This window comes from Serratia nematodiphila DZ0503SBS1 (assembly GCF_000738675.1).
In the GTDB taxonomy this organism is placed as follows: domain Bacteria; phylum Pseudomonadota; class Gammaproteobacteria; order Enterobacterales; family Enterobacteriaceae; genus Serratia; species Serratia nematodiphila.
The window spans coordinates 1,771,858-1,796,883 of sequence record NZ_JPUX01000001.1 but is presented as its reverse complement, the minus strand read 5'-3'; the positions used below and the strand labels follow the sequence as shown (position 1 = coordinate 1,796,883).

Annotated in this window: 20 protein-coding genes and 1 pseudogene; 8 read left to right on the top strand and 13 right to left on the bottom strand. The window is 61.0% G+C overall.

Features of this window, described 5'->3' with window-relative positions; genetic code table 11:
* Nucleotides 1-19: 19 nt before the first annotated feature.
* Together JL05_RS08215 and JL05_RS08210 are read right to left on the bottom strand one after the other, a co-directional pair.
* Complete coding sequence (locus tag JL05_RS08215) at nt 20-328, bottom strand: recombinase-like helix-turn-helix domain-containing protein (protein WP_004937617.1); 309 nt, start codon at nt 326-328, stop codon at nt 20-22.
* A gap of 2 nt (nt 329-330) precedes the next feature.
* The gene (locus JL05_RS08210; RefSeq protein ID WP_033632120.1) at nt 331-648 is read right to left on the bottom strand and encodes a non-heme iron oxygenase ferredoxin subunit; all 318 of its coding nucleotides are present in this window, start codon (nt 646-648) and stop codon (nt 331-333) included.
* Between the two features lie 397 nt (nt 649-1,045).
* Here JL05_RS08210 and JL05_RS08205 point away from each other — a divergent pair, with 397 nt between their 5' ends.
* Complete coding sequence (locus JL05_RS08205; RefSeq protein WP_033632119.1) at nt 1,046-2,287, top strand: MFS transporter; 1,242 nt, start codon at nt 1,046-1,048, stop codon at nt 2,285-2,287.
* 110 nt (nt 2,288-2,397) lie between these two features.
* Here the strand turns inward: JL05_RS08205 and JL05_RS08200 are convergent, their stop codons facing one another.
* The 4 genes from JL05_RS08200 to JL05_RS25920 form a co-directional block, all read right to left on the bottom strand.
* Nucleotides 2,398-2,550, bottom strand: coding sequence for a Hok/Gef family protein (locus JL05_RS08200; RefSeq protein ID WP_033633582.1), 153 nt, complete (start codon nt 2,548-2,550; stop codon nt 2,398-2,400).
* Between the two features lie 336 nt (nt 2,551-2,886).
* A complete protein-coding gene (gene speB, locus JL05_RS08195; RefSeq protein WP_004937606.1) occupies nt 2,887-3,807 on the bottom strand; it encodes an agmatinase in 921 nt (306 codons plus the stop codon).
* Between the two features lie 193 nt (nt 3,808-4,000).
* A complete protein-coding gene (gene speA / locus JL05_RS08190; protein ID WP_004937600.1) occupies nt 4,001-5,977 on the bottom strand; it encodes a biosynthetic arginine decarboxylase in 1,977 nt (658 codons plus the stop codon).
* A gap of 234 nt (nt 5,978-6,211) precedes the next feature.
* Nucleotides 6,212-6,355 (bottom strand): hypothetical protein, encoded by a 144-nt coding sequence (locus tag JL05_RS25920; RefSeq protein WP_464017219.1) that lies wholly within the window; start codon nt 6,353-6,355, stop codon nt 6,212-6,214.
* A 519-nt stretch (nt 6,356-6,874) separates the two neighbouring features.
* On the opposite strand from JL05_RS25920, the gene metK reads away from it, so the two are divergent.
* Nucleotides 6,875-8,029 (top strand): methionine adenosyltransferase, encoded by a 1,155-nt coding sequence (gene metK, locus JL05_RS08185; RefSeq protein WP_004937596.1) that lies wholly within the window; start codon nt 6,875-6,877, stop codon nt 8,027-8,029.
* A 124-nt stretch (nt 8,030-8,153) separates the two neighbouring features.
* Here metK and JL05_RS24770 read toward each other — a convergent pair whose 3' ends face one another.
* The 7 genes and pseudogenes from JL05_RS24770 to hrpB all read right to left on the bottom strand — a co-directional run bounded on the left by JL05_RS24770 (nt 8,154) and on the right by hrpB (nt 19,853).
* On the bottom strand, nt 8,154-8,306 hold the full coding sequence (locus tag JL05_RS24770; protein ID WP_004937610.1) for a Hok/Gef family protein: 153 nt from the start codon (nt 8,304-8,306) through the stop codon (nt 8,154-8,156).
* 312 nt (nt 8,307-8,618) lie between these two features.
* Nucleotides 8,619-10,607: a Fe(3+)-hydroxamate ABC transporter permease FhuB gene (gene fhuB, locus JL05_RS08180; RefSeq protein WP_033632118.1), complete on the bottom strand. Its 1,989-nt coding sequence runs from the start codon at nt 10,605-10,607 to the stop codon at nt 8,619-8,621.
* Nucleotides 10,604-11,512, bottom strand: coding sequence for a Fe(3+)-hydroxamate ABC transporter substrate-binding protein FhuD (gene fhuD / locus JL05_RS08175; RefSeq protein WP_021504740.1), 909 nt, complete (start codon nt 11,510-11,512; stop codon nt 10,604-10,606). Before fhuD ends, fhuB begins: the two co-directional genes overlap by 4 nt.
* A complete protein-coding gene (gene fhuC, locus JL05_RS08170) occupies nt 11,512-12,309 on the bottom strand; it encodes a Fe3+-hydroxamate ABC transporter ATP-binding protein FhuC (RefSeq protein WP_033632117.1) in 798 nt (265 codons plus the stop codon). The genes fhuD and fhuC overlap by 1 nt, the downstream gene beginning before the upstream one ends.
* Nucleotides 12,310-12,356: 47 nt before the next feature.
* A pseudogene (gene fhuA / locus JL05_RS08165) lies at nt 12,357-14,549 on the bottom strand (ferrichrome porin FhuA).
* Between the two features lie 251 nt (nt 14,550-14,800).
* On the bottom strand, nt 14,801-17,296 hold the full coding sequence (mrcB, locus tag JL05_RS08160) for a bifunctional glycosyl transferase/transpeptidase (RefSeq protein ID WP_033632116.1): 2,496 nt from the start codon (nt 17,294-17,296) through the stop codon (nt 14,801-14,803).
* A 118-nt stretch (nt 17,297-17,414) separates the two neighbouring features.
* Nucleotides 17,415-19,853, bottom strand: coding sequence for an ATP-dependent helicase HrpB (gene hrpB / locus JL05_RS08155; RefSeq protein WP_174435776.1), 2,439 nt, complete (start codon nt 19,851-19,853; stop codon nt 17,415-17,417).
* Nucleotides 19,854-20,042: 189 nt separating this feature from the next.
* Between hrpB and thpR the strand changes: the two genes are divergently transcribed.
* The 6 genes from thpR to folK all read left to right on the top strand — a co-directional run bounded on the left by thpR (nt 20,043) and on the right by folK (nt 25,021).
* A complete protein-coding gene (gene thpR / locus JL05_RS08150; RefSeq protein ID WP_033632114.1) occupies nt 20,043-20,585 on the top strand; it encodes an RNA 2',3'-cyclic phosphodiesterase in 543 nt (180 codons plus the stop codon).
* Nucleotides 20,582-21,289: a DNA/RNA nuclease SfsA gene (sfsA, locus tag JL05_RS08145; RefSeq protein ID WP_033632113.1), complete on the top strand. Its 708-nt coding sequence runs from the start codon at nt 20,582-20,584 to the stop codon at nt 21,287-21,289. Before thpR ends, sfsA begins: the two co-directional genes overlap by 4 nt.
* Nucleotides 21,290-21,472: 183 nt before the next feature.
* A complete protein-coding gene (dksA, locus tag JL05_RS08140; RefSeq protein ID WP_004937569.1) occupies nt 21,473-21,928 on the top strand; it encodes an RNA polymerase-binding protein DksA in 456 nt (151 codons plus the stop codon).
* 72 nt (nt 21,929-22,000) lie between these two features.
* A complete protein-coding gene (gluQRS, locus tag JL05_RS08135; RefSeq protein WP_004937564.1) occupies nt 22,001-22,912 on the top strand; it encodes a tRNA glutamyl-Q(34) synthetase GluQRS in 912 nt (303 codons plus the stop codon).
* 61 nt (nt 22,913-22,973) lie between these two features.
* Nucleotides 22,974-24,521, top strand: coding sequence for a polynucleotide adenylyltransferase PcnB (gene pcnB / locus JL05_RS08130; RefSeq protein WP_071591451.1), 1,548 nt, complete (start codon nt 22,974-22,976; stop codon nt 24,519-24,521).
* Entirely contained in the window at nt 24,521-25,021 is a 501-nt protein-coding gene (folK, locus tag JL05_RS08125) for a 2-amino-4-hydroxy-6-hydroxymethyldihydropteridine diphosphokinase (RefSeq protein WP_033632112.1), read from the top strand. Before pcnB ends, folK begins: the two co-directional genes overlap by 1 nt.
* The last annotated feature ends 5 nt before the right edge of the window (nt 25,022-25,026 follow it).

The window sequence follows — 25,026 nt, the reverse complement described above, 5'->3', positions numbered from 1 at the left end:
GTCTTCTCCCGGGTGTCGCTCAGAAACCGTTAACGTGAAGGAATTCGCGGAACGTCGCCTCATTCCACGGCTGGCCGCTGCGATCGAACAGACGACGCTGATTCAACGCGCTGACGATCTGCTCCAGCTCTTCCGCCCCCTGATCGAAGATCGTTTCCAGCGCCGCCACCAGGGCGGTTTCGAAGCCGTCCGGCACCCGGGCACGGTTTTGCCAGATGACATTGCGGAACTGGCCCGGCTGATGGATTTGACCGTTGCCGCCTTCGCGGGCCGGCGTCACCTGTTGGGTGTCCGGCAGCCAGGGATTGAAATCGGTGATGTGCTGCATGATTACTCCTCCGCGATAAAGGTGATCTGGATTTGGTTGTCGACCACCCGGGTGGGATAGGTTTGCAGATCGCGGCCGCCCGGCTCGCGCAGGCACTGGCCGGTACGCACGTCAAACAGCGCTTCGTGCAGCGGGCACTCAACCTTGCCGTCGTCTACAAACCCCTGGCTGAGCAAGGCATAAGCATGCGGGCAGACGTCTTCCAGCGCGTAGTAGTTACCGTCGAGCAGGTACACCCCGATCTCCTTTCCTTCCACATTGCCGGAGAAAGGAAAATCTTCTTTCACCTGAGACACTTCGCACACATTCTTCCAGCTCATTGCTTTTATCCTCTATCTGATTGTTTCATATATGAAACTCAGTTTCTTATTTAATACAGCCACTATAAGTCTGGCGAAACTTTCGTCAAGCGAGCGGAACGGCAAATGTTAATGAAAGGTTGTTTAAAAATGACAAATGCGGGAAAGATCACGAAATCATGCACCGATATGAAAAACCTATGTCAGTTGTGCGCTCCCTCGCTAATTTATGGCAAAAAATGCGTTGATCCCGGCGGCGCATTGCGCGTAAAAGTGTTTTTTCGCTGTCTTTTACACCCTATTTGATAACAATAAATTTACATCAATCAGCCCCATCCCCGCGTTTGCGCCAAATGGCATCCCCGGGTGAGTTTACTGCTGCCTGAATTCGTCAACCGCTCGCACTGAGGAACGCGCCGTGCAACAACGTCAACGCTGGTTTGGGGTGATCGCCCTGCTGTTTCTGATCGTTATCGCCTATGCGGATCGAGTTAATATCGCCGTGATGTTGGTCAATCCCGACTTCCTGCAACACTTTCAACTCGGCGGTGACCGCGCTCACCAGGGCACGCTGATGACGGTGTTTTTACTCGGTTACGGCCTGTCCGCCATGTTGCTGACGCCGTTTCTGGAAACGCTGATGGGTTACCGCCGCGCGCTGACGCTGAGCGTGGTGCTGTGGGCGCTGCTCACCGCCGCCTCGCCGCTGGCGGGATCGCTGCTGTTGCTGTGCGTGGTGCGCGCGCTGCTTGGCGTCAGCGAAGGGCCACTGTTCTCGCTGAAAACCATGTACATCAGCGATCATTTCACCGCCGACGAGCGTGGCAAGCCCAACGCGGTCAGCGCGCTGGGCGTCTCGTTGGGGCTGGTGCTCGGCTTTCCGCTGGTGAGTTTTCTGATGGCGCACTTCGGCTGGGCGATGTCGTTTCACCTGCTGGCGCTGCTCAACCTGCTGCTGGGCCTGGCGCTGGTGCGGTTGTTCGTTCATCCGCTCGCCTTATCTTCATCTTCACGCCCCGCCGATCCGCAACCGGTGCTAAGCCGCGTCTGGCACACCTTTGCGCTGGCCTGGCGCACGCCGATGCTCGGCTGGATCCTGCTGATCGAGATCGCCACGCTCAGTTACCTGTGGGGCTCCAGCGCCTGGCTGCCGGCTTACCTGACCGATGAAAAGGGGTTCTCCATCAAGCAAATGGGCTGGATGGCCGCGCTGCCTTTCATCGTCAGCATCGCCTCCAAATACCTCGGCGGCGCGTTGCTCGATCGCATCCGTCCTTATCAGGCGCCGCTGGTCTTCGTCTTTGGCGGCGCGGCGACCGCACTGTGCATCTATGGCGTAATGAACAGCCATCAGCTTGGCTGGATCGCCTTCTTCCTGCTGGCGGCCAATGCCTGTTGGGGCGCGCAGGGCGCGGCGATCCCCACGCTGCTGCAGCATTATGCGCGGCCGGAGGCGGTCGGCAGCGCCTATGGGCTGATTAACGGCATCGGTAATCTATTCTCGGCGTTCGTGCCGATGGCGATGGGCATGGTGATGGCCAGCCAGGGCAAGGTGTCCTCGGGCTTTGCGGTGCTGATTGCCTCACAGCTGCTGACGCTGCTGGCGGGCGGCGCGCTGTTTAGCCGTATGTTGCTGGCGCGACAGGTTAAACGGGCATAAACCCGTTTCTCTCTCCTTTGTGACGAGAAACCGAATGCTGTGAGTGGGTGCTCAGGGATCTGGACGCCACCAACCAGCAGACGGGGGACATCCCCCGTCGCCAGGTTGCCTTACCGTTCGGATTCGTAAGCCAAAATGGCCGCAACCTCCGTAGTGCCCGATCGGATACGCAGCTCACACAGCGAGCTGCGGGTTATCCATGCCAGTGATATTACCGTGGCACAAATAACCACCAATTTTAACAGGCCCCGTTTGTTCGGCATCATGCCTTCTTCTCCTTGCCTCGCGGCGGGTAAGAGGCTAACTTAACGTTGCTGGCGTTAGAGTAGGCCTCGGGTTTATGAATATCGACTCGGGGCTTTTCTCTTTGTACCTTTCACGCAGGCTCCAGATACAAAGATCCAGAGCACCCGCGCGCAGTATATTCATCCTCTCCGTTGTCGCGGTTCCTTTTTACTGGCTCAGTTTCATTTCTGCGCAGGCTTGCGCAAAGGCGTTGCAACAGACTGAAAATCGCCGCGCGGATGGCTACAAACGAAATAAAAAAAAGCGGCCCCCATACGATGGGAGCCGCTTTTTCAGCGAGGCGTGGCCTGGCGTCACGCGTGTTTCTTGGCCGCCTGCAGGTACAGCATCTCCAGACCCAACGTCGCCGCAGCCAGCGCAGTGATCTCGGACTGGTCATAAGCCGGCGCCACTTCCACTACGTCCATGCCGACGATGTTCAGCGACTGCATGCCGCGCACCAGTTTCAGCGCGCGATCGGAGGTCAGCCCGCCGATCACCGGCGTGCCGGTGCCCGGTGCGAACGCCGGATCCAGACAGTCGATGTCGAAGGTCAGGTATACCGGCATATCGCCGACGATGCCTTTGATCTGCGTCAGCAGGTCGTCCACGCTGCGATCGTTCACCTGCGCGGCGTCCAGTACGGTAAAGCCGTTGTCATGATCGAACTCGGTGCGAATGCCGATCTGCACCGAGTGATGCGGATCGATCAGACCTTCGTTCGGCGCATGATAGAACATGGTGCCGTGGTCGAACTTGCTGCCGTTGGCGTAGGTATCGGTATGGGCATCGAAGTGCACCAGCGCCAGCTTGCCGAAATGCTTGGCGTGCGCGCGCAGCAGCGGCAGAGTGACGAAGTGGTCGCCGCCGAACGAGAGCATGCGCTTACCTGCCTTCAGCAGTTTCTCCGCGTGCGCCTGCAGCTTGTCGCTCATGTCCTGCGCATCGCCGAAGTTGAACACGATGTCGCCGCAGTCAACCACATTCAGGCGATCGCGCAGATCGAAGCTCCACGGCCAACGATTGCCTTCCCAGGCCAGGTTGGTGGACACCTGACGGATAGCCGCCGGGCCATGACGGCCGCCGGCGCGGCCGGAGGTCGCCATGTCAAACGGAATGCCGGTGATGACCCACTCTGCATCGCTGTCGTAAGGCATGAAGTTCAGCGGAAAGCGCAGGAAACCAAAGGCGTTGGACACTAATGAATTATCGGACTGATGGCCTAAGGTGCTCATAGTAAACCCTCGTAGTTCAACAAGTTGCCGGGCGCAGACGCCGGGCCGTTACAAAAAAAAATCCCTCCCGCGTCGTTAGCCCGACGAGAAAGGGATTTATTCGATGTGTGTTTCGGTGCTACCGATACGGCAGATTATGGCCGCATTTTGCTCATGCTTCAAGAGGGCCGACATCGCCCCCTGAAGAGGGCGGTTACTCGTCTTCCAGATACGTGTAACCGTACAGGCCGGCCTCAAACTCTTCCAGGAACTGCGCCTGCAGCTCGCTGTCCAGATCGGTTTCTTTGACCTGATCGCGGAATTTGGACAGCAGCGCGCTCGGATCGAGCTGCACGTACTCCAGCATGTCCGCCACGGTGTCGCCCTCGTCGGACAATTCGGTCTCGACGCTACCGTCCGGGAACACGTACACGTCAACCGAGGCGGTATCGCCGAACAGGTTGTGCATGTTGCCGAGGATCTCCTGATACGCACCGACCATGAAGAAGCCCAGCGCCGGCGGGTTCTCCGGATCGTACGGCGGCATCGGCATGGTGGTCGCCACGCCGTCGCCGTCGACGTAATGGTCGATGGTGCCGTCGGAATCGCAGGTGATATCGAGCAGCACCGCACGGCCTTCCGGCGGCTTGTCCAGCCCTTCCAGCGGCAGCACCGGGAACAGTTGATCGATACCCCAGGCATCCGGCATCGACTGGAACAGTGAGAAGTTGACGTAGAACTTGTCCGCCATGCGCTCTTGCAATTCGTCGATGATCGGGCGGTGCGCGCGGTTGCTCGGATCGAGCTGCTGCTGGATCTTGTTGCAGATGTTCAGATACAGCTGCTCGGCCCAGGCGCGCTTGGTCAGGTCCAGCATGCCGTGCGCATATTGGGTATGCACGTCGTGCAGATCCATCTGGCTGTCGTGCAGCCATTCGCGCAGCGAGCGGCGGTTTTCCGGCTCGTTCATTTCCAGCCAGGTTTCCCACATGCTTTCCAGCGCGCGCGGGGCGTCGGCTTCCGGCGGCTGCGGTTCGCTGAATTCGTTGCGCTCTACGCCGATCACGTTGGAGACCAGCACCGTGTGGTGCGCGGTCACGGCGCGGCCGGACTCGGTGATCACCGTCGGGTGCGGCAGGCCGTGTTCGTTACAGGCGTCGCCGATGCCCCAAATCACGTTGTTGGCGTATTCGTTCAGGCCGTAGTTGACCGAGCAATCGGACTGCGAACGGGTGCCTTCGTAGTCGACGCCCAAACCGCCGCCCACGTCGAAGCACTGAATGTTGACGCCCAGCTTGTGCAGCTCAACGTAGAAGCGCGCCGATTCGCGCACGCCGGTGGCGATATCGCGAATGTTGGCCAGCTGCGAGCCCAGGTGGAAGTGCAGCAGCTGCAGGCTGTCGAGACGGCCCGCTTCGCGCAGGGTCTCCACCAGCTTCAGCACCTGCACCGCCGCCAGACCGAATTTGGATTTTTCGCCGCCGCTCGACTGCCATTTGCCGGAGCCTTGCGATGCCAGACGCGCACGCACGCCCAGGCGTGGTATGACGTTCAAGCGTTCGGCTTCTTCCAGCACCAGGTTGATCTCGGACATCTTCTCGATCACCAGGTACACCTTGTGCCCCAGTTTTTCCCCGATCAGCGCCAGGCGAATGTATTCACGATCTTTATAACCGTTACAGACGATCACCGAGCGGGTCATGCCGGCATGCGCCAGCACCGCCATCAGCTCGGCCTTGGAGCCGGCTTCCAGCCCCAGCGGTTCGCCGGAATTCACCAGCGATTCAATCACGCGGCGATGTTGGTTCACCTTGATCGGATACACCAGGAAATAGCCGCCCTGGTAACCGAAGGACTCGCGCGCGCGTTTGAACGCGGCGTTGATCGAACGCAGGCGATGCTGAAGGATCTGCGGGAAGCAGAACAGCGCCGGCAGACGTTGGCCGTCTTGCTGGCGCGTTTTCACCAGTTCTGCCAGATCGACGCGCGCCTGCGGGACATCCGGATCCGGGCACACGCTGATATGGCCCAGCTCGTTGACGTCATAGTAATTGTTGCCCCAGTAGGCGACGTTATAAGTACGCAGCATCTTGCTGGCATTACGATCATTCATGGCAACCTCCTGCATGGAGCGCAAAGATAAAGACTCGCCCGCAACCGGCGGACGGTGAATCAACAGATCATCAGACATGGTTCGCCTCACATTCCGTACTGACGAAACCGCCAGCCACTATCGCAGCTACAACCCGCGAGAACAACCCAACAAGCCGCGCCGGCGGCAGCGAAGAGAACTGCCGTTCGCGGTCAGCGATCGGTTTATCACTCATATAATTGTAAGACACCCTGTTCAAACCTCGTGAATCGGGCCAAGAAACATCCCACAGGAAGGCTGCAGGCTACCCTTGTTCAGTTCTTCAGACGACCGTTAGCCGGCCCGAGAATCCTGAGTAGCGGCCAAGTGTTTATCGCACCTGGTAAGTGACAGAGAGACAAGACGGGAAATAGCAGAAGAATGTGCGCCAGAACGGCACTGCTGTTGGGAACCAACAACCGGTAGACAACGGATCATTAATCCAACCACCTCCACGCGCGCCGTTCGGAGTGAACGACCCAGCCTCTAAAATAGTGTAAGAACGTGACCGTTCGATGAAGCGGCGAACGCCCGCGACGGATAATAGCGCAATGCCGGCGAATGCAAAGCGGAAGTTTAACGTACCTTCTCCCACGCCAGACCGCCGTACTGTGCAGCAAATGAACCGCGCGCGCAGTTTATACCGGTAAGCAGGTGAAAAAGCAAAATGAAAATTCGCCGAAAACTGTTTCAAGCGATGAAAATGGCGCCAACCCGTTTGCGCAAAAGAGCGAAAGCGCAAAAAATTACTGGCAATCTGGCTAAACCCTGACCTAAAATAGACGTCCAGATGTTAATCCATCTATACTGGTTAACTGATAAACTGCTTAACGGCTTTGCCTGAGGGGCGTTGCAGGATGCATCTCGCGCCATCAGCGGAAGACCCTTCGCTTCGATGCCGGATCTCCAGCGCTGTGCAGTAATTTCTAACCCGTCTTATGCAAGGTAAAGAACACAATGGCTAAACACCTCTTCACGTCCGAATCCGTCTCCGAAGGACATCCAGATAAAATCGCCGATCAGATCTCTGATGCCGTCCTCGACGCCATCCTGGAACAAGATCCGAAGGCGCGCGTCGCCTGCGAAACCTACGTGAAAACCGGCATGGTCCTGGTCGGCGGTGAAATCACCACCAGCGCTTGGGTCGATATCGAAGAGATCACCCGCAAGACCGTGCGCGAGATCGGCTACGTTCATTCGGACATGGGCTTTGACGCCAACTCCTGCGCAGTATTGAGCGCCATCGGCAAACAATCCCCGGATATCAATCAGGGCGTTGACCGTACCGATCCTCTCGAGCAGGGCGCCGGCGATCAGGGCTTGATGTTTGGCTACGCCACCAACGAAACCGACGTGCTGATGCCGGCTCCGGTGACCTACGCACACCGTCTGGTGCAGCGCCAGTCCGAAGTGCGTAAAAACGGCACCCTGCCGTGGCTGCGCCCGGACGCGAAGAGCCAGGTGACCTTCCAATACGACGACGGCAAAATCGTCGGCATCGACGCCGTCGTTCTGTCCACCCAGCATTCCGAAGACATCGCACTGAAAGATCTGCAAGAAGCGGTGATGGAAGAGATCATCAAGCCGGTACTGCCGGCGGAATGGCTGACGGCGGGCACCAAATACCACATCAACCCGACCGGCCGTTTCGTTATCGGCGGCCCGATGGGCGACTGCGGCCTGACCGGCCGTAAGATCATCGTCGACACCTACGGCGGCATGGCTCGCCACGGCGGCGGCGCCTTCTCCGGTAAGGATCCGTCCAAGGTTGACCGTTCCGCGGCTTACGCGGCGCGCTATGTGGCGAAAAACATCGTCGCCGCCGGCCTGGCCGATCGCTGCGAGATCCAGGTTTCTTACGCTATCGGCGTAGCGGAACCGACTTCCATCATGGTGGAAACCTTCGGTACCGAGAAAGTGCCAACCGAACAGCTGACGCTGCTGGTGCGCGAATTCTTCGATCTGCGCCCATACGGCCTGATCCAGATGATGGATCTGCTGCAGCCGATCTACCGCGAAACCGCCGCCTACGGCCACTTCGGCCGCGAGCACTTCCCGTGGGAAGCGACCGACAAGGCTGAGCTGCTGCGCGATGCTGCCGGCCTGAAATAAGCCCCGACATCAACATGAAAAACGGCGAGCCAAGGCTCGCCGTTTTTTTTGAGCGGATGGGTGCTCCCGGATCAACGCATCGACTGCCAGCAAGCGGAGGCAAAGCCCCCGCCGCCGGGTTGCCTTACCGTTCGGATTCGTAAGCCAAAATGGCCGCAACCTCCGTAGTGCCCGATCGGATACGCAGCTCACACAGCGTGCTGCGGGTTATCCATGCCAGTGATATTACTGTGGCACAAATAACCACCAATTTTAACAGGCTCCGTTTGTTCGGCATCATGCCTTCTTCTCCTTGCCTCGCGGCGGGTAAGAGGCTAACTTAACGTTGTGATGCGTTAGAGTAGGCCTCGGGTTGATGAATATCGACTCGGGGCTTTTCTCTTTGTATCTTTCGCTCGGGCTCCAGAGACAAAGATCCAGAGCACCCGCCCGCAGTATATTCATCTCACCACCACACCCCGTGTTCCTTTTCGCACGCAATATCATTTTTGCGCAGCCGCTCGCAGCGCCTTACAACACCATGAAAAATAAAAAAAGGCTCAGCGACGCTGAGCCTTTGATGGCAGAAAAAGCATGGCCGAGATGCCGATTACGACGTCTGCTTGCGCAACAGATAAACGAAGTACGGCGCGCCGATAAAGGTCGCCAATAACCCGGCGGGGATCTGATACGGGAACAGCAGCATCCGCCCGCACCAGTCGGCAAATACCATCAGCAAACCGCCCAACAGCGCGGCGATCACCATCTGCGACAGCGCGCGGCGGAAGCCCAACATGCGCGCCATGTGCGGCGCCATCAGTCCGACAAAGCTCAGCGGCCCCACGGTCAGGGTCGCCATGGCGGTCATCGTGGCGGCTAACAACAGGATGGTCAATCGCGCCGGCGTCAGCGCAATGCCTACCGAACGGGCGGTAGCCCCGCCGAGCGGCAGGATGGTCAGCCAGCGGCGGCACAGCGGCGCCAATACCATCAGGCCGGCGGCCACCAGCGCGGTGCGCAGCGCCTGCGCCGGCTCCACTGAATAGGTCGAACCGGAGAGCCAGGTCAGCAAGCCCCCCATACGCGGATCGCCGCTGGCCAACAGCAGGAAGATAACGGTGGTAAAGGCGGTGCTGAGCGCGATACCGGCGAGCAGCATGCGTTCCGTCGAGAAACCGCCGCGGCCTGCGGCGATCATGATGATCAGCAGCGTCGCGGCCGCCCCCAGACTGCCGGCGGGCAGCAGCCAAACGAAGGCGTCGCCCGGCACCATAAACAGCATCATCACGACGCCAAAAGCGGCGCCGGAGCTGATGCCCAACACTTCCGGGCTGGCCATCGGGTTACCAGTCAGTTTCTGAATCAGCGTGCCAGCGACCGCCAGCATCATACCCGCGGCCAACGCCGACAGCACCCGCGGCCAACGCCACGGCAGCAAGGCGTCCAGCTCCGCCCCCAGGCTCCAGTGCCAGCCGCCGGCATTTTTACCCAGCATCAGCGCCAGCGTCAGGCCAATCAGCAACACGACGCCGGCCAGGCCAATCCAGCCCGCCAGATGCCCGCGCTCGGCAGGCACCTTGTCGCCCAGGTTCATCGGCGGCGGCGTGGCGGCGCTGCGCAAACGCGGCAGCAGCCACAGCAGCAGCGGCGCGCCGAACAGCGCGGTGGCCGCGCCGGTCGGGATCTCGCGCCACACCTGCGTGACCCCGAGCATCACCTGATCGGTCAGCCACAGCAACAGCGCCCCCAGCAACGGCGCCAGCATCATGCGGTGCGCCAGACGGCGCGCGCCCAGCATCTTCGCCATCAGCGGCGCAAACAGGCCGATAAAGCCGATAACGCCCACCGCGCTCACCAGCATGGCGCTGAAGATAATGGCCAACCCCAGGGCGCAGAAGCGCGCCATCGACAGCCCCAGCCCCAGGTTGCGCGCCACGCCGTCGTCCAGCCCCAGCAGCGTCAGCGGGCGCAGCAATAGCGCCGCTAGCGCACCGGCCACCAGCAAACGCGGCAGGAGGAACCGTACGGCGCTCCAGTCTTGTTGGTTCAACGCGCCGGTGCCCCACAGGAACATGCCCTGCAGTTGATCGTAATGAAACAGCGCCAGCAGGCTGTTGACCGCGCCGCAGTAAAGTCCCAGCACCAGCCCGGCCAGAATCAGCGTCACCGGCGACATCCGCTTGCCCCAGGCGACGCCAAACACCAGCCCGCCCACCACAATCGCCCCCACCATAGCGGCCAGCTGGCGGGTGAACTCGCCCCCCGGCAGCACCCACAGCGTGGCGATGGTCAGGCCGAGCTGCGCGCCGGCGGCCACGCCGAGCGTCGACGGTTCCGCCAAAGGATTGCGCAACACCTGCTGGAACAGCACGCCAACCAACCCCAGACCGGCGCCGGCCAACAGTGACACCGTCAACCGCGGCAGCAGGCTGTAATGGAACAGCATTTGCCGCACGTCGTCGATGTCCGGCGCGCTGAGCGCCCGCACCCATTGCGCCGGCGGCAGCTGCTGCACCAGGTTATATATCGTCAAACCGCCTGCCGCCGCCAGCAACAGCAGGATCAGCGTCAGCGGCAATTTCCGGATGCCCGCATTCATGACGCACTCTCCTGAGCTTGCGCCAACAGGCGGCAGAAACGCATCGTCGACAGCGTAGCGCCATAGAACCACACCGCCGGCACCTGCCGCAGCTGGTTTTGTCGCACGAAGGGCAACGACTGCCACAAAGGCGTCGCGCTGACCTTGTCCATCATCGCCTGATTGCCGTGATCGAGATAAATGACCCGGGCGTTACGCACCGTGGCCAACCGTTCAATCCCCACCACCGCCGTGCCCCAAAAATCGGTTGGCTCCTGCCAGGCGTTGCGGATGCCGAGTTGATCCATCGCTTCCTGGAACAGACTTTTCTGGCCGATGATCAGCGCATGGCGCGTGTCTATCAGGGAAAACAGCAACAACGGTTGTCGGGTGTAGCTTTGCAGGCGCTGACGCGCATCCTGCATAAAGCTGTCGAACTGCGCCAGGTGGTTTACCGCCCGGCTTTCTATGCCCAACCGCTGGCCCAGCGCCAGCAACGACTGGCGAGCGACGGTCAGCGGTTTGCCGCTGCCGTCGTTGAAGCCGAAGCTCATGGTTGGCGCGATGGGTTGGATTTTGCGCGGCGTCGGGCCATAGCCTTGCGACAACAACACCAGCGAAGGCTGCAGTTGCTGCAGCAGTTCGAGGTTCGGTTCGGTGCGCTGGCCGACGTCGACCACCGTCGCCGGCAGCTTTGGCTCCGCCACCCACAGGTTATAGTTATGGACATCGGCCACCGCCAGCGGCGTCACGCCCAATGCCAACAGCAGCTCGATCGGCAACCATTCCAGCGCCGCAACGCGCGCAATATCCGGCGGCGCATCCGCCGCTCGGCCGGGCAACGAACCCAACAGCGGCGACAGCGCCAGCGCCATCAACAAACGGCGGCGCAGCGGATCGTGAGAAGAAGTGAATGCAGAGGACATCAGTAGACAAAACTCACCGGCGCGCCGCCGCTCGGATGCGGCAACGTACCCATAGGAATACCGTAAATTTGCTCCAGCACCGGCCCCTGCATCAGCTCCAGCGGGCCGCCCTGGGCGATCATTTCACCGCCGCGCAGCGCCACCAAATGGTCGCAGTAGCGCGCCGCCATGTTGATGTCGTGCAGTACGGCGATCACCGTAAGATCGCGTTCGCGGCTCAGGCGCTGGATCAGCGCCAGCACCTCGACCTGGTGCGCGATGTCCAGCGCCGAGGTCGGCTCGTCGAGCAGCAGGCAGCGGCTGTCCTGCGCCACCATCATCGCCAGCCAGGCGCGTTGGCGCTCGCCGCCGGAAAGGCTGTCCACCAGCCGGTGGGCGAACGGCTTCAAGCCCACCAGCGCGATGGCCTCTTCCACCTGTTGACGATCGTTGGCGCCAAAACGCCCCAGCGCGCCATGCCACGGATAGCGGCCGACGGCCACCAGCTCGCGCACCGTCATGCCTTCCGCCGCCGGCAATTGCTGCGGCAGGTAGGCCACCTGGCGGGCGAAGGATTTGCTGTCCCACTGCGCCAACGGCTGCCGATTGAGCAGTACCTGGCCGCCGCTGGGCGCATGGTGCCGCCCGAGCAGTTTCAACAGGGTGGATTTACCGGAACCGTTATGGCCGATCAGGCCGCAGACTTTGCCCTGGGGAAAACTGAGCGACAGCGGTTGCAGCAGCACCCGGCCGGGGACGGCGAAACTGGCGTTATCCAGCGCGAAGGTCGCGCCGGGATTAAGAAGTTTGTCCTGCATAGATCCTGCTTTGTCCGGGGCGACGCGGCGCCGCCCCGGCTATCCGGTTAGAAACGGAAGGTTGCGGTGGCGACCACCTGGCGTTCTGCGCCCCAGTAGCAGGCGTAGTCGCGGTAGCAGCTCGACACGTAGGTCTTGTCGAACAGGTTGTTGATGTTGACGCCCACGGACGAACCCGGCAGGCCAAAGCGCGCCAGATCGTATTTAATGGTCGCGTCCACCAGCGTGTAGTCCGGCACCTTGAAGGTGGAGTTATCGCTGTTGAAGCTCGAGCTGGAGCCGACTTAACGCACGCCGGAACCCAGCGTCAGGCCGCTCACCGCCGTTTCGTGGAAGGTATAATCCGCCCACAGCGACGCCATGTGTTTCGGCACCTCGACGGTCGGTTTGCCCTGATAGGTATTGTCCTTGGTGTACTTCGCATCGGTATAGGTATAGGAGGCGATCAGGTTGACGTTGGCATTCAACGCCGCCTTGGCTTCCAGCTCCACGCCGCGCGAACGGATCTCGCCGCTCTGCACGCTGAACTGCGCGTTATCCGGATCCGGCGTCAGGTTGTTGTTCTTGGTCAGCTGATACAGGGCGCCGGTCAACACGATTGGGCGATCCTTCGGCACGAATTTCACACCGGCTTCATACTGCTTGCCGATCGAGGGCTTAAAGGTCTGGCCGTTGATTGACGTATCGAGGGTCGGTTCAAACGACTCACTGTAGCTGAAATACGGCGTCACGCCGTTGTCGAACAGGTAATTCAATCCGCCGCGCCAGGTAAACTGCCCATCGGAGCGTTCGTTGGTATACCCGAGAACGCGGTTATTGGCCGACGTTTTCGCCCAGTCATAGCGCCCGCCCAGCGTCAACAGCCACTGGTTCCACTCCCCTTGCTCCTGCACATACAGGCCGGTTTGCTCCTGACGGTTCAAATACTTGTATGGGAAGTTGATATTGACCACATCATTGCCATACTGCGGCTGGGTCATGCTCAGGCCGTCTGCGGAACCATAGTCGGAATTGATATCGTTGCGCATACGCGAATAATCTACGCCAAACAACAGCGTATGGTCGATATCGCCGGTTTTCACCTTCGCCTGCGCCTGAGTATCAACCGCAAAATTGTTCAGGTGCTCTTTCGACTGAACGTAAGCGCGATTGATCGTCGTCGGTGATGACAAGCCAAATCCATAGATGCTCTTCATATCGGTGTCCACCTGCATATAACGCAGGTTCTGGCGCACCGCCCAGGTATCGTTGAAGGCGTGTTCGAAACTGTACCCGATCATCCGCTGCTTGCGCGCCATATAGTTGCTGGCTTCGCCTTCGTTGAAATCGGTCGGCAGTTTGCTGCCGTCCGGCAACGGGATCAGCGTGCCCTGCTTCGGCAACCAGCCGTAATAACCGGTATAGGGATCGTTTTGAATGTTGGCCAGCAGCGTGAAGTTGGTTTTGTCATCCGGGCGCCAGCTAAAGGACGGCGCGATCGCATAGCGCTTCTCTTTGCTCATGTTCTGCTGCGTATCGCTGTCTTTCGCCAGGCCGGTCAGGCGATAGGAATAGATGCCCTGATCGTCCAGCGCGTCGCTGAAATCGAAACCGGTCTGGAACAGGTTGTCACTGCCCATCTTGAACTGGATTTCGCGCAGCGGCTCGGTGGTTGGTCGCTTGCTGACCATCGAGACCAAACCGCCCGGGTTGCTTTTACCATACAGCACCGAGACCGGGCCGCGCAGCAGCTCGGCGCGCTCGAGGAAATAAGGATCGATGGACGCTTCGCTGTAGTTGTCGCCCAGCAACCGCAGGCCATCCAGATACTGGGTGGTGTTGGTGGCCGGGAAGCCGCGGATTGCCACCGCGTCATAGGTCGTGGAGCTGCCGCGGCTGGCGAATACGCCCGGCGCATAGGCCAGCGCGCCCTTCACCGTATCCGGTTGGCGCATGTCCATCTCTTCACGCGTCACCACGGAAACGGATTGCGGGTTCTTCTCGATCGGCGTATCGGTTTTGGTGCCGGTGGCGCTGCGTTTGGCGACATAGGTGCCGACCGGCCCCCAGGCGCTTTCCTGCTGGGCGGTATTGCTACCGCCCACAACGGTAATCGTGTCTTCCTTGGCGGCCGATTTGGCGTCGGCGGAAAAGGCCGGCATCGCCAGCGTGCCCAGCGCCGCGGCGACGGTGATCGCTAACGCGCTGACGGGGAGGCGGCCCTGCTTGGCCGCGAATGATGGAAGACGCTTGGTCGGCATAGTTGATTTCTCTGATGAATAATTAAATGACGAATGTAAACGATAATAATTATTATAAGCGTCGCATTTTATGCAGAAGCCAAATTAAACTGCAAGCCGAATTCATAGGGCAAATAGGTTAAGGATTAGACGCTTAGCCTTGCGGTTAGCAGGGAAATAAAACAAGCAGAAAAATAAAAAAGCCCGCAACCAAGGTTACGGGCTTAATAACAAAGAAAAAACTTTCACCGGGGCCGACGCCCCGGTAGCGATTACTGGCCGAACATATCCTTGATCCAGCCGGCGACGCCATCGCCATCTTTTTGCTCACCCGCCGCCGGTTGTTGCTGTTGCTGCTGCACCGCCGCCTGGCTGGCCTGGCACAATCCCTGCGGATTGTCGGTCCAGACCGGGATGGTGCGCCAACTGCCGCCGCCGCAGATAAAGTTGCCGGCAGAGTCGATGCTCATCTGGTTAATGCCCTCCGGCGGCTGCAACATCAGCGGCAGCGGCGTCTGATTTTCCAGATAGCGGCGATAGAGGGTCAACGCGCCGTTGGCGCCGGTCAGCTTGGCCGGACCGTTGTTATCGCGTCCCACCCAGGCGATCGCCACTTCCTTGCCGTCGATGCCGGCGAACCAGCTGTCGCGCAGATCGTTGGTGGTACCGGTTTTCGCCGCCAGGTTGTAGTTCGGGAACTTCACCGACAGCGAGCGGGATGTTCCGCGCGCCACGCCCTGCTGCATCGCGTACAGCGTCAGGTAAGCGGCCTGCGCCGGCACCATGCGCTCCGCCTGCGGGAAGCTCTGGTACAGCACCGTGCCATCTTCGGCGATCACCGAACGCACCGCCGACAGCGGCGCACGGTTACCGCCGCTGGCGATGGTCTGGTATTCCTGCGCCACTTCCATCGGCGTCAGGCCGATTGCCCCCAGCAGCATCGAAGGCACCGGGTTGATCTCCGCTTTCGGGATCCCGAGGCGTTGCAGCGTGGCGCTGATCTGATCCAGCCCGACCGACAGGCCGAGGTTCACCGTCGGCACGTTCAGCGAGTTGGCCAACGCATCCACCAGCATCACCTGACCGCGGAATTTGCGATCATAGTTGTTCGGCTGCCAGACGGCGCCGTTCGGCTGTTTCAGCGACAGCGGCGCATCCGCCAGCCAGGTGTTGAGGCGGTATTTATCCGGTTCGGACAGCGCGGTCAGATACGTCGGCGGCTTGGCCAGCGAGCCGACCAAACGGCGCGCCTGCATGGCGCGGTTGAAACCGGCGAACTGCGGATTGGCGCCGCCGACCATGGCGCGCACTTCACCGCTGAAACGATCGACGATCACCATCGCCGCCTCCAGATCCTGCAGGTGACGCGCGGCGCGCAGCGCCGGGATGCCGTCTTCGACCGCTTTTTCCGCCGCGTCTTGCGACACCGGATCCAGCGTGGTGAAGATCTTCACGCCGGACAGGTCATTGACCTTATCGCCCAGCTTGCTCTGCAGTTCCTGGCGCACCATCTGCATAAACGCCGGCTGTGGCGTAATGACGCCGCCTTTCGGCTGTACGCCCAGCGGACGCGCGCTCAGCATGTCATACAGCTCGCCGTCGATCACACCCTGGTTCTGCAGCAGTTTGAGCACCAGGTTGCGGCGTTCCAGCGCCAGTTTCGGGTTACGCCACGGGTTGTACAACGACGCGCCCTTGACCATGCCGACCAGCAGCGCCTGCTGATCGAGGCTCAGCTCGTCCACCGGGCGGCCGAAGTAATACAGGCTGGCCAGCGGGAAGCCGCGGATCTGGTCGCCGCCGCTCTGGCCGAGATACACCTCGTTCAGATACAGCTCCAGAATGCGATCCTTGCTGTAACGGTAATCGACCAACAGCGCCATATAGGCTTCGTTGGCCTTACGCCACAGCGAACGTTCGTTGGTCAGGAACAGGTTCTTCACCAGCTGCTGCGTCAGAGTACTGCCGCCCTGCACCGCACGGCCGGCGGTCAGGTTGGCCAGCACCGCACGGCCGATGGAGTACGGGCTGATGCCGTCATGCTCATAGAAGTGGCGGTCTTCCGTGGCGATCAGCGTATCCACCAACAGATCCGGGAAACCGGAGCGCGGCACGAACAGGCGCTGTTCACCGTTCGGCGACTGCAGCATGGTGATAAGACGCGGATCGAGGCGGAAGAAGCCGAAGCTGCGGCCGCTGTCCAGGTTTTCGATCTTCGCCAGGCGGTTGTTCTGGAAATCGAGGCGGGCGCGGATCTGCCCTTCTTTACCATCCGGGAAGTCGAACGGGCGACGCAGCATCTCGATGCTGTTGGCCTGTACGGTAAACTCGCCCGGACGCGTCATGCGGCTGACCTGGCGATACTGCATCCCTTCCAGCAGGTTGACCATCTCCTTCTTGCTGTACGGCATGCCCGGTTCCAGGTTGACCATGCGGCCGTACACCGCCGCCGGCAATTGCCAGACTTTGCCGTCGATGCGGCTGCGGATCTGGGAATCCAAATAGACGCCGTAGATCGCCAACAGGACGGCAAGCACCAGGATCAGTTTGATAATCAGGCCGAGCCAGCGGCGTTTTTTACGCGGCGGAGTCGCTTTTACCTTACGCGGCATGCGTTCCTCCTCCTCTTCATACTCATCATCGTCATACTCGTCTTCTTCGTAATCGTCATAATCGTCGTCTCGGCGACGGCGCGGCGGCTTGCGCGACGCGGTGCTTTTTGGTTGTTTTCCTTTGCGCCCGATGGGCTCGCGGTCATCCCCAGCCATGGCTGTTGTTCTCCGAGCTTGCCGACACTGCCGGCCATGATTAGTCGCTTAATCTGTGCCGACGCCGCAGCGCTGACCAGAAGAAACATCTGAATTCCAAACCTTGAATGATCGCGACCTACTGATATTTCTTCGTTCGGCGCGTCGGTACCGCCGTGGCCGGATCGTCCGGCCACACGTGTTTCGGGTAGCGGCCCTTCATCTCTTTTTGCACCTCGCGGTAGGCGCCTTGCCAGAAGGCCGCCAGATCGCCGGTGATTTGCAACGGCCGGTGCGCCGGTGAGAGTAACTCAAGCACCACCGGGATGCGACCCTCCGCCAACATCGGGCTGCGCTGCTCGCCGAACATCTCCTGCAAACGCACCGCCAGCGCCGGCGGTTTGCCGGCCTCATAACGGATCGGCAGGCGGCTGCCGGTCGGCACAGTGTAATGAGTGGGTAGCGCATTATCCAGCCGCTGCTTTTGCTGCCAGTCCAGCAGGCGGGATAGCGCCTCGGCGAGGTTGACCTGCTTCAAGCCGCGCAGATCGCGCACGCCGTTCAGCGACGGCAGCAGCCACTGATCCAGCGCCGCCAGCAGCGGTTCTTCATCCATCGCCGGCCACTCCGCCTCCGGCAGCCAGGCTTGCGCACACTGCAGGCGCACCCGCAATTGTTCGGCGGCACCCTCCCAGTTAAGCACCGACAGCCCCTGCGCGCGCACCCAATCGAGCAGCGCCTGCTGAAGCTCTTCGTCCGCCGGCTTGGCCAGCGGCTGGGCACGCAGCGTCAGACGGCCGATCTGCTGGCGCTTCCAGGCGCGCAGCGTGCCCTTCTCTTCATCCCATTCCACCGCCGTGCGCTGCATGACCATCGTCGGCAGCTGCGCCGCCAGCGCTTCGATGTCCACCGGCAACGCCAACAGGATACGCGCATCGGGGCTGTTGTGGCCCTGCAAAAGGCTGGGGACGATCAGCCAGGGCGCGCGCGACAGCGCCTCATCCTGGTTCATCGCCGCCCCCATGCCGTTAGCCAGCAAGTAGCGGCCGTCCTGGCCACGGCGCTGGGCGATGCGATCGGCAAATGCCGACGCCAACAGGCGCGGCGCCAACTCGACGTCGACTTGCCCCGCACGTTGCGGCAGGCGTTTGGCCAACTGCGCGGCGCGCTGCCGCCAGTTCGCTTGCGGGCGGCTCAGCCAATAACCGATATCCATCTGCCCGCCGCGCGGCGGTTCTTCCAGCAACGCCGCCAACAACGCCGCCGTCGCCAGGCCGTCGGCGCTCAGCGTCGCGCCGGCGACCAGCATCGCCGCCAGCCGCGGATCGCATCCCAACGCGGCCATCTGGCGCCCCGGCGCGGTGAGTTTGTCGCCGTCATCCGTAGCCCCCAACCGGCGCAACAACGCTCTGGCCGCCGCCAATGCCGCCGCCGGAGGCGCATCAAGCCAGGTCAGCTGCGCCGGATCGTGGCAACCCCACTGCAACAGTTCGAGCCAAAAGCCGGTGAGATCGCTCTGTAAAATATCCGGTTCGGCATGTTCCGCCGCGCGTTCCGCCTGTTCTTTGGCGAACAGATGCCAGCAAAGGCCCGGCTCCAGGCGCCCGGCGCGCCCGGCACGCTGCACCATCGAGGCCTGGCTGATGCGCTGCGTCGCCAGCCGCGTCAAACCGTTGCGCACGTCGTAACGCGCCACGCGCTCCAGGCCGCTGTCCACCACCAGCCGAATGCCCTCGATCGTCAGGCTGGTTTCGGCGATGTTGGTCGCCAGCACCACCTTGCGGCGGCCAGGCGCCGCCGGCTGAATCGCTTTTTGCTGTTGCGCCAGAGGCAAGGCACCATACAGCGGGCAAAGATCGGTATCGCTCGCCACCTCGCCGGTCAATCGCTCCAGCACCCGATTGATCTCCGCCACGCCCGGCAGGAACAGCAGCAAAGATCCCGGCTGTTCGGCCAGCAACCGCTTCACCGCCGCCGCTACGCCGTCCTCCAGCCGCTGATGGCTGGCCAACGGCTGATACAGGCGTTCAACCGGGAAACTGCGCCCCTCAGACACCACTACCGGCGCTTCCGGCAGCAACTGCGACAGGCGAGCGTTATCCAAGGTGGCCGACATGATGAGCAGCTTCAGATCGTCGCGCAGCCCTTGCTGCACGTCGAGCAGCAACGCCAGCGCCAAATCGGCCTGCAGGCTGCGTTCATGGAACTCATCGAGGATCACCAACGACACGCCCTGCAGCTCGGCATCCTGCTGCAGCATGCGGGTGAGAATGCCTTCCGTCACCACTTCCAGTCGGGTTTGCGGCCCGCTTTTACTTTCGGCGCGCATGCGGTAGCCCACGGTCTGACCAGGCTCCTCCCCCAGCTGCTGCGCCAGGCGATAGGCGACGTTTTTCGCCGCCAGCCGCCGCGGCTCCAACATGATAATGCGCCCCGGCAACCCGGCCTTAGCCAGGATCTGCAGCGGCAACCAGGTGGATTTACCGGCGCCGGTCGGGGCGTGCAACAGCACCTGCGGGGCAGACTGCAGCGCAGCCAGCAACTCATCGAGCACCGCGCTGACGGGCAATGAAGACACTGAATTCTCCGTAGTGGTTAGCGTTAAACGGCGTACAGTGTAGCATTAGCTTTGTCCCCGTAGCCTTTCAAACTGCGGCGTCGTTAGTTATAGTACGGAGCTCATTCGTGCGCCGCGCCGCTCGCGGGGCCGCTGCCAGTAACGTTACCGCTGTTCCCGACCGTTTTGTCATGCATTTGCCGAGTCCTTATGTCCAATTCGCGCCGCCTGTTTTTCGCCCTGTCCTTGCCTGACGCCCTGCAACAGCAGGTGATCCGCTGGCGCGCCGAGGCGTTTGCGCCGGAGGCCGGCCGGCCGGTGGCGGCGTCCAATTTGCACCTGACGCTGGCGTTTCTCGGCGAGGTCAGCGCGCAGAAAGAGCTGGCGCTGCGCAAACTGGCCGGCCGCATCGTGCAACCCGGCTTCAGCATGCGGCTCGACGATCTCGGCCATTGGCCGCGCCCCGGCGTGGTCTGGCTCGGCACCCGCCGCGCGCCGCGCGGGCTGCTGCAGTTGGCCGAGCTGCTGCGTTCGCAGGCCGCACGCAGCGGCTGCCATCAAAGCGCGCTGCCGTTCCATCCGCACATCACGCTGCTGCGCGCCGCCACCCAGCCGGTGGCGCTCCCGCCGGCGACGCCGGGCTGGGCGTTCAGCGCCGACGCCTTTTCCTTATATGAGTCGGTGTTCGAAAACGGCCGCACCCGCTATCAACACCTCGAACAGTGGCCGCTGGCCAAACAGGCATCCGCATGATTTTCTCTCCACCGCTGCGTTCCGCTACGCTGATCAAACGTTACAAACGCTTTCTGGCGGACGTGATCACCCCGGAAGGGGAAACCTTTACGCTGCACTGCGCCAATACCGGCGCCATGACCGGCTGCGCCACGCCCGGCGACACCGTTTGGTACTCCACCTCGGACAATCCCAAGCGCAAATACGCCCACAGTTGGGAGTTGACCCATACCCAACAGGGGCACTGGATCTGCGTCAATACCCTGCGCGCCAACGCGCTGGTGTGCGAGGCGATTGAACATAATTTAATCAATGAATTATCCGGTTACAGTAAAATCAGCGGCGAGGTGAAATACGGCGGTGAAAACAGCCGTATCGATTTGTTATTACAGGCAGAAAATCGGGTTAACTGCTATATTGAAGTTAAGTCAGTCACATTACTGCAACAACAACGTGGTTACTTTCCTGATGCGGTAACGCTCAGAGGGCAAAAGCACCTGCGTGAGTTGCTCAGCGTGGTTGAAAGCGGGCAACGGGCGGTGTTGTTCTTTGCCGTGTTACACAGCGGTATTGAGCAGGTCGCACCGGCACATCATATAGATGAGCGCTATGCGGCGCTGTTGGCACAGGTCCGGCAGTTGGGAGTGGAAGTGGTTTGCTACGGGGCAAAGTTATCACCTGACGGTATTTATCTCTGCGATAAGCTGCCGTTTTTTATCGATTAGCGCAGTCGGGTCCCTATAAATAGACAACCGGCCAGCACGATCGCCAAATACGCCCTCCTTCACACGATTGTCAAGCGGGCGACAGGAATAATTGCCAACCTACCTTCCTTCTGTTATTTATAGCGGCCTGTTTTTCCCCCGCATTGGGGATTCGATAGTGCGTGTGTATGTAGGAGAAGCAACATGCAAGAAGGGCAAAACCGTAAAACCTCGTCCTTGAGCATTCTCGCCATCGCTGGGGTGGAGCCGTACCAAGAGAAGCCGGGCGAAGAGTACATGAACGACGCCCAGTTGTCGCATTTCAAGCGCATTCTTGAAGCGTGGCGCAACCAGCTCAGGGACGAAGTGGACCGTACTGTATCGCATATGCAAGAAGAGGCAGCCAACTTCCCTGATCCGGCCGACCGTGCCACTCAGGAAGAAGAGTTCAGCCTTGAACTGCGTAACCGTGACCGTGAACGCAAACTGATCAAAAAGATCGAAAAAACGCTGAAGAAAGTGGAAGACGATGATTTCGGCTACTGCGAATCTTGTGGCGTGGAGATCGGTATTCGTCGCCTCGAAGCGCGTCCGACCGCCGATCTGTGCATCGACTGCAAGACGCTGGCTGAGATCCGCGAAAAGCAGATGGCCGGCTAATACCGTTGTTACCGCTGCGGCGTGCGCACCTGCGTGCGCCGCACAGAGAAAAGGGAACCTCTCCCCTCTGATATGCAAGAAAGTCATTATGTGGGGCGCTTTGCCCCATCGCCTTCCGGGGATCTGCATTTCGGTTCGCTGATTGCCGCTCTGGGAAGCTACCTTCAGGCTCGCGCCCAACGCGGGCAGTGGCTGGTTCGCATCGAAGATATCGACCCGCCGCGCGAAGTCCCCGGCGCCGCCGCTCGCATCCTGTCCGCGCTGGAACATTATGGTCTCCACTGGGACGGCCAGGTCATCTATCAATCCCAACGTCACGACGCCTATCGCGCCGCGCTGGATCTGTTGCAGCGCCAGGGGCTCAGCTATTACTGCACCTGCACCCGCAGCCGCATCCAGCACATCGGCGGATTGTACGACGGCCACTGCCGCGATTTGCAGCTCGGCCCGCAGGGTGCCGCTATCCGCTTGCGTCAGACCGCCCCTGTTTACCGGTTCCACGATCGCCTGCAGGGAGAATTGCACGCCGATCCGGCGCTGGCGGGGGAAGACTTTATCATTCGCCGCCGCGATGGGCTGTTCGCCTACAACCTGGCGGTGGTGATCGACGACCATTTTCAGGGCGTGACCGAGATTGTCCGCGGCGCCGATCTGATCGAACCGACGGTGCGCCAAATTGCCCTCTACCGCCAGCTGCAGGCGCCGGTGCCCGCCTATGTGCATCTGCCGCTGGCTCTGGGCGCCAACGGCATCAAGCTGTCGAAGCAAAATCATGCGCCGGCGTTGCCCGCAGGCGATCCGCGGCCGGTGCTGATCGCCGCACTGAAATTTCTGCGCCAACCGCTGCCGGAAAGCTGGCAAGATCTTGACCTGCCATTATTATTGAGCTGGGCGATCGAACACTGGCGGTTGGAAAACGTGCCGCGTCAGGAGGCTATCCCTCTGGATGAAAACACGCCGGCATTCTCAAAGGAGCCATGGTGAGCTATGATTAGCCGCTATTTTTTGTTAGCTCCATTTTTATCAGTCACTATCGAGGTGTACCATTTTTACCCGAGTAGCCAACTTCTGTCGTAAGGTACTGACCCGCGATGACAAGCTGCCCCGCGACGACGCGGCGGCCGGCGATAAAAACGTAGTCCGCGAAGAGCGTGCCGCGGCGCCAAGCCGCCCTGCGCCGCAGCCGCGCGCCGCCGATAACGGCAGCAACGCCCCTGCCCGCCGCTCAACGCCGCGCAAGCGTCCGCCTTTTCCTATCGCCGAGAGCAACGACTCGATGACCGTGATCCCGCGCGAACAGCACTCGATTTCGCGCAAAGACATCAGCGAAAATGCGCTGAAAGTGCTTTATCGCCTGAACAAGTCCGGCTACGAGGCTTATCTGGTCGGCGGCGGGGTGCGCGATCTGTTGCTCGGCAAAAAGCCGAAAGACTTCGACATCACCACCAACGCCACGCCGGAGCAAGTGCGCAAGCTGTTCCGCAACTGCCGCCTGGTCGGCCGCCGTTTCCGCTTGGCGCACGTGATGTTCGGGCCGGAGATCATCGAAGTGGCCACCTTCCGCGGTCACCACGAACAGAATCAGGAATCCGACAAGAATTCCTCCCAGCAGGCGCAAAACGGCATGCTGCTGCGCGACAATATCTTCGGTTCGATCGAGGAAGACGCCCAGCGCCGTGATTTCACCATCAACAGCCTGTACTACGGCGTGGCGGATTTCACCCTGCGCGATTACGTCGGCGGCCTGAACGATCTGAAGCAAGGCGTGATCCGCCTGATCGGCGATCCGGAAACCCGCTACCGCGAAGATCCGGTGCGCATGCTGCGCGCGGTGCGCTTCGCCGCCAAGCTGGACATGCGCATCAGCGAAGAGACCGCCGAGCCGATCCCGCGCCTGGCCTCGCTGCTGCATGAGATCCCGCCGGCGCGCCTGTTCGAAGAATCCCTCAAGCTGCTGCAGGCGGGTTACGGTTTCCAGACCTACCTGAAGCTGTGCGAATACCAGCTGTTCCAACCGCTGTTCCCGCTGATCGCCCGTAACTTCACGCCGAACCACGATACGCCGATGGAGCGCATTCTGGTGCAGGTGCTGAAGAACACCGATCATCGTCTGCAGAACGACATGCGCGTCAACCCGGCGTTCCTGTTCGCCGCCATGCTGTGGTACCCGCTGCTGGAGCACGCGCAGAAGCTGGCGCAGGAAAGCGGCCTGGCCTACTACGACGCCTTCGCGCTGGCGATGAACGACGTGCTCGACGAGCAGTGCCGCTCGCTGGCCATCCCGAAACGCATCACCACGCTGGTGCGCGATATCTGGCAGCTGCAGCTGCGCCTGTCCCGCCGCCAGGGCAAACGCGCGCACAAACTGATGGAGCATCCGAAATTCCGCGCCGCCTATGATTTGCTGGCGCTGCGTGCGGAAGTGGAAGACAATCAGGAAATGTTGCGTCTGGCCGAGTGGTGGGGCGAGTTCCAGGACGCCACGCCGGCGCGGCAGAAAGCCATGCTGAGCACCCTGGGTGACGATCCGGCGCCGCGCCGCGCGCGCCAACGCCGCCCTCGCCGCCGGGCACCGCGTAAAGAAGGGGCATAATGATCCGCGTTTATATCGCGCTGGGCAGCAACCTGGCGCAGCCGCTGCAACAGGTTAACGCCGCGCTGGAGGCGCTGGAGCACCTCCCGCGCACCCGGCTGGTCACCTGTTCTTCGTTTTACCGTACCAAGCCGCTGGGGCCGCAAAACCAGCCGGACTTTCTCAATGCGGTGGTGGCGCTGGATACCCTGTTGCCGCCCGAACAGCTGCTCGACCATACCCAGGCGATAGAACGCAATCAGGGGCGCGTGCGCAAGGATGAACGCTGGGGGCCGCGCACGCTCGATCTGGACATCATGCTGTACGGCGACAAGGTGATCCATACCGATCGCCTGACGGTGCCGCATTACGGCCTGAAAGAGCGCGAATTCATGCTCTACCCGCTGGAGGAAATCGCCCCCGATCTGATTTTCCCCGATGGCGAACCGCTCGCCAGCTGCCTCAAGCGCGTGCCGGAAAACGGCATGGCGCTGTGGCACTCGCCAAAACCGCAATCCTGACCCGC

Bases quoted from the DNA above. Each gene is read 5' to 3' on its own strand.
- JL05_RS08215 (WP_004937617.1), bottom strand. From the start codon at position 328: ATGCAGCACATCACCGATTTCAATCCCTGGCTGCCGGACACCCAACAG.
- JL05_RS08210 (WP_033632120.1), bottom strand. From the start codon at position 648: ATGAGCTGGAAGAATGTGTGCGAAGTGTCTCAGGTGAAAGAAGATTTT.
- JL05_RS08200 (WP_033633582.1), bottom strand. From the start codon at position 2,550: ATGCCGAACAAACGGGGCCTGTTAAAATTGGTGGTTATTTGTGCCACG.
- speB (WP_004937606.1), bottom strand. From the start codon at position 3,807: ATGAGCACCTTAGGCCATCAGTCCGATAATTCATTAGTGTCCAACGCC.
- speA (WP_004937600.1), bottom strand. From the start codon at position 5,977: ATGTCTGATGATCTGTTGATTCACCGTCCGCCGGTTGCGGGCGAGTCT.
- JL05_RS25920 (WP_464017219.1), bottom strand. From the start codon at position 6,355: ATGATCCGTTGTCTACCGGTTGTTGGTTCCCAACAGCAGTGCCGTTCT.
- metK (WP_004937596.1), top strand. From the start codon at position 6,875: ATGGCTAAACACCTCTTCACGTCCGAATCCGTCTCCGAAGGACATCCA.
- JL05_RS24770 (WP_004937610.1), bottom strand. From the start codon at position 8,306: ATGCCGAACAAACGGAGCCTGTTAAAATTGGTGGTTATTTGTGCCACA.
- fhuB (WP_033632118.1), bottom strand. From the start codon at position 10,607: ATGAATGCGGGCATCCGGAAATTGCCGCTGACGCTGATCCTGCTGTTG.
- fhuD (WP_021504740.1), bottom strand. From the start codon at position 11,512: ATGTCCTCTGCATTCACTTCTTCTCACGATCCGCTGCGCCGCCGTTTG.
- fhuC (WP_033632117.1), bottom strand. From the start codon at position 12,309: ATGCAGGACAAACTTCTTAATCCCGGCGCGACCTTCGCGCTGGATAAC.
- mrcB (WP_033632116.1), bottom strand. From the start codon at position 17,296: ATGGCTGGGGATGACCGCGAGCCCATCGGGCGCAAAGGAAAACAACCA.
- thpR (WP_033632114.1), top strand. From the start codon at position 20,043: ATGTCCAATTCGCGCCGCCTGTTTTTCGCCCTGTCCTTGCCTGACGCC.
- sfsA (WP_033632113.1), top strand. From the start codon at position 20,582: ATGATTTTCTCTCCACCGCTGCGTTCCGCTACGCTGATCAAACGTTAC.
- dksA (WP_004937569.1), top strand. From the start codon at position 21,473: ATGCAAGAAGGGCAAAACCGTAAAACCTCGTCCTTGAGCATTCTCGCC.
- gluQRS (WP_004937564.1), top strand. From the start codon at position 22,001: ATGCAAGAAAGTCATTATGTGGGGCGCTTTGCCCCATCGCCTTCCGGG.
- folK (WP_033632112.1), top strand. From the start codon at position 24,521: ATGATCCGCGTTTATATCGCGCTGGGCAGCAACCTGGCGCAGCCGCTG.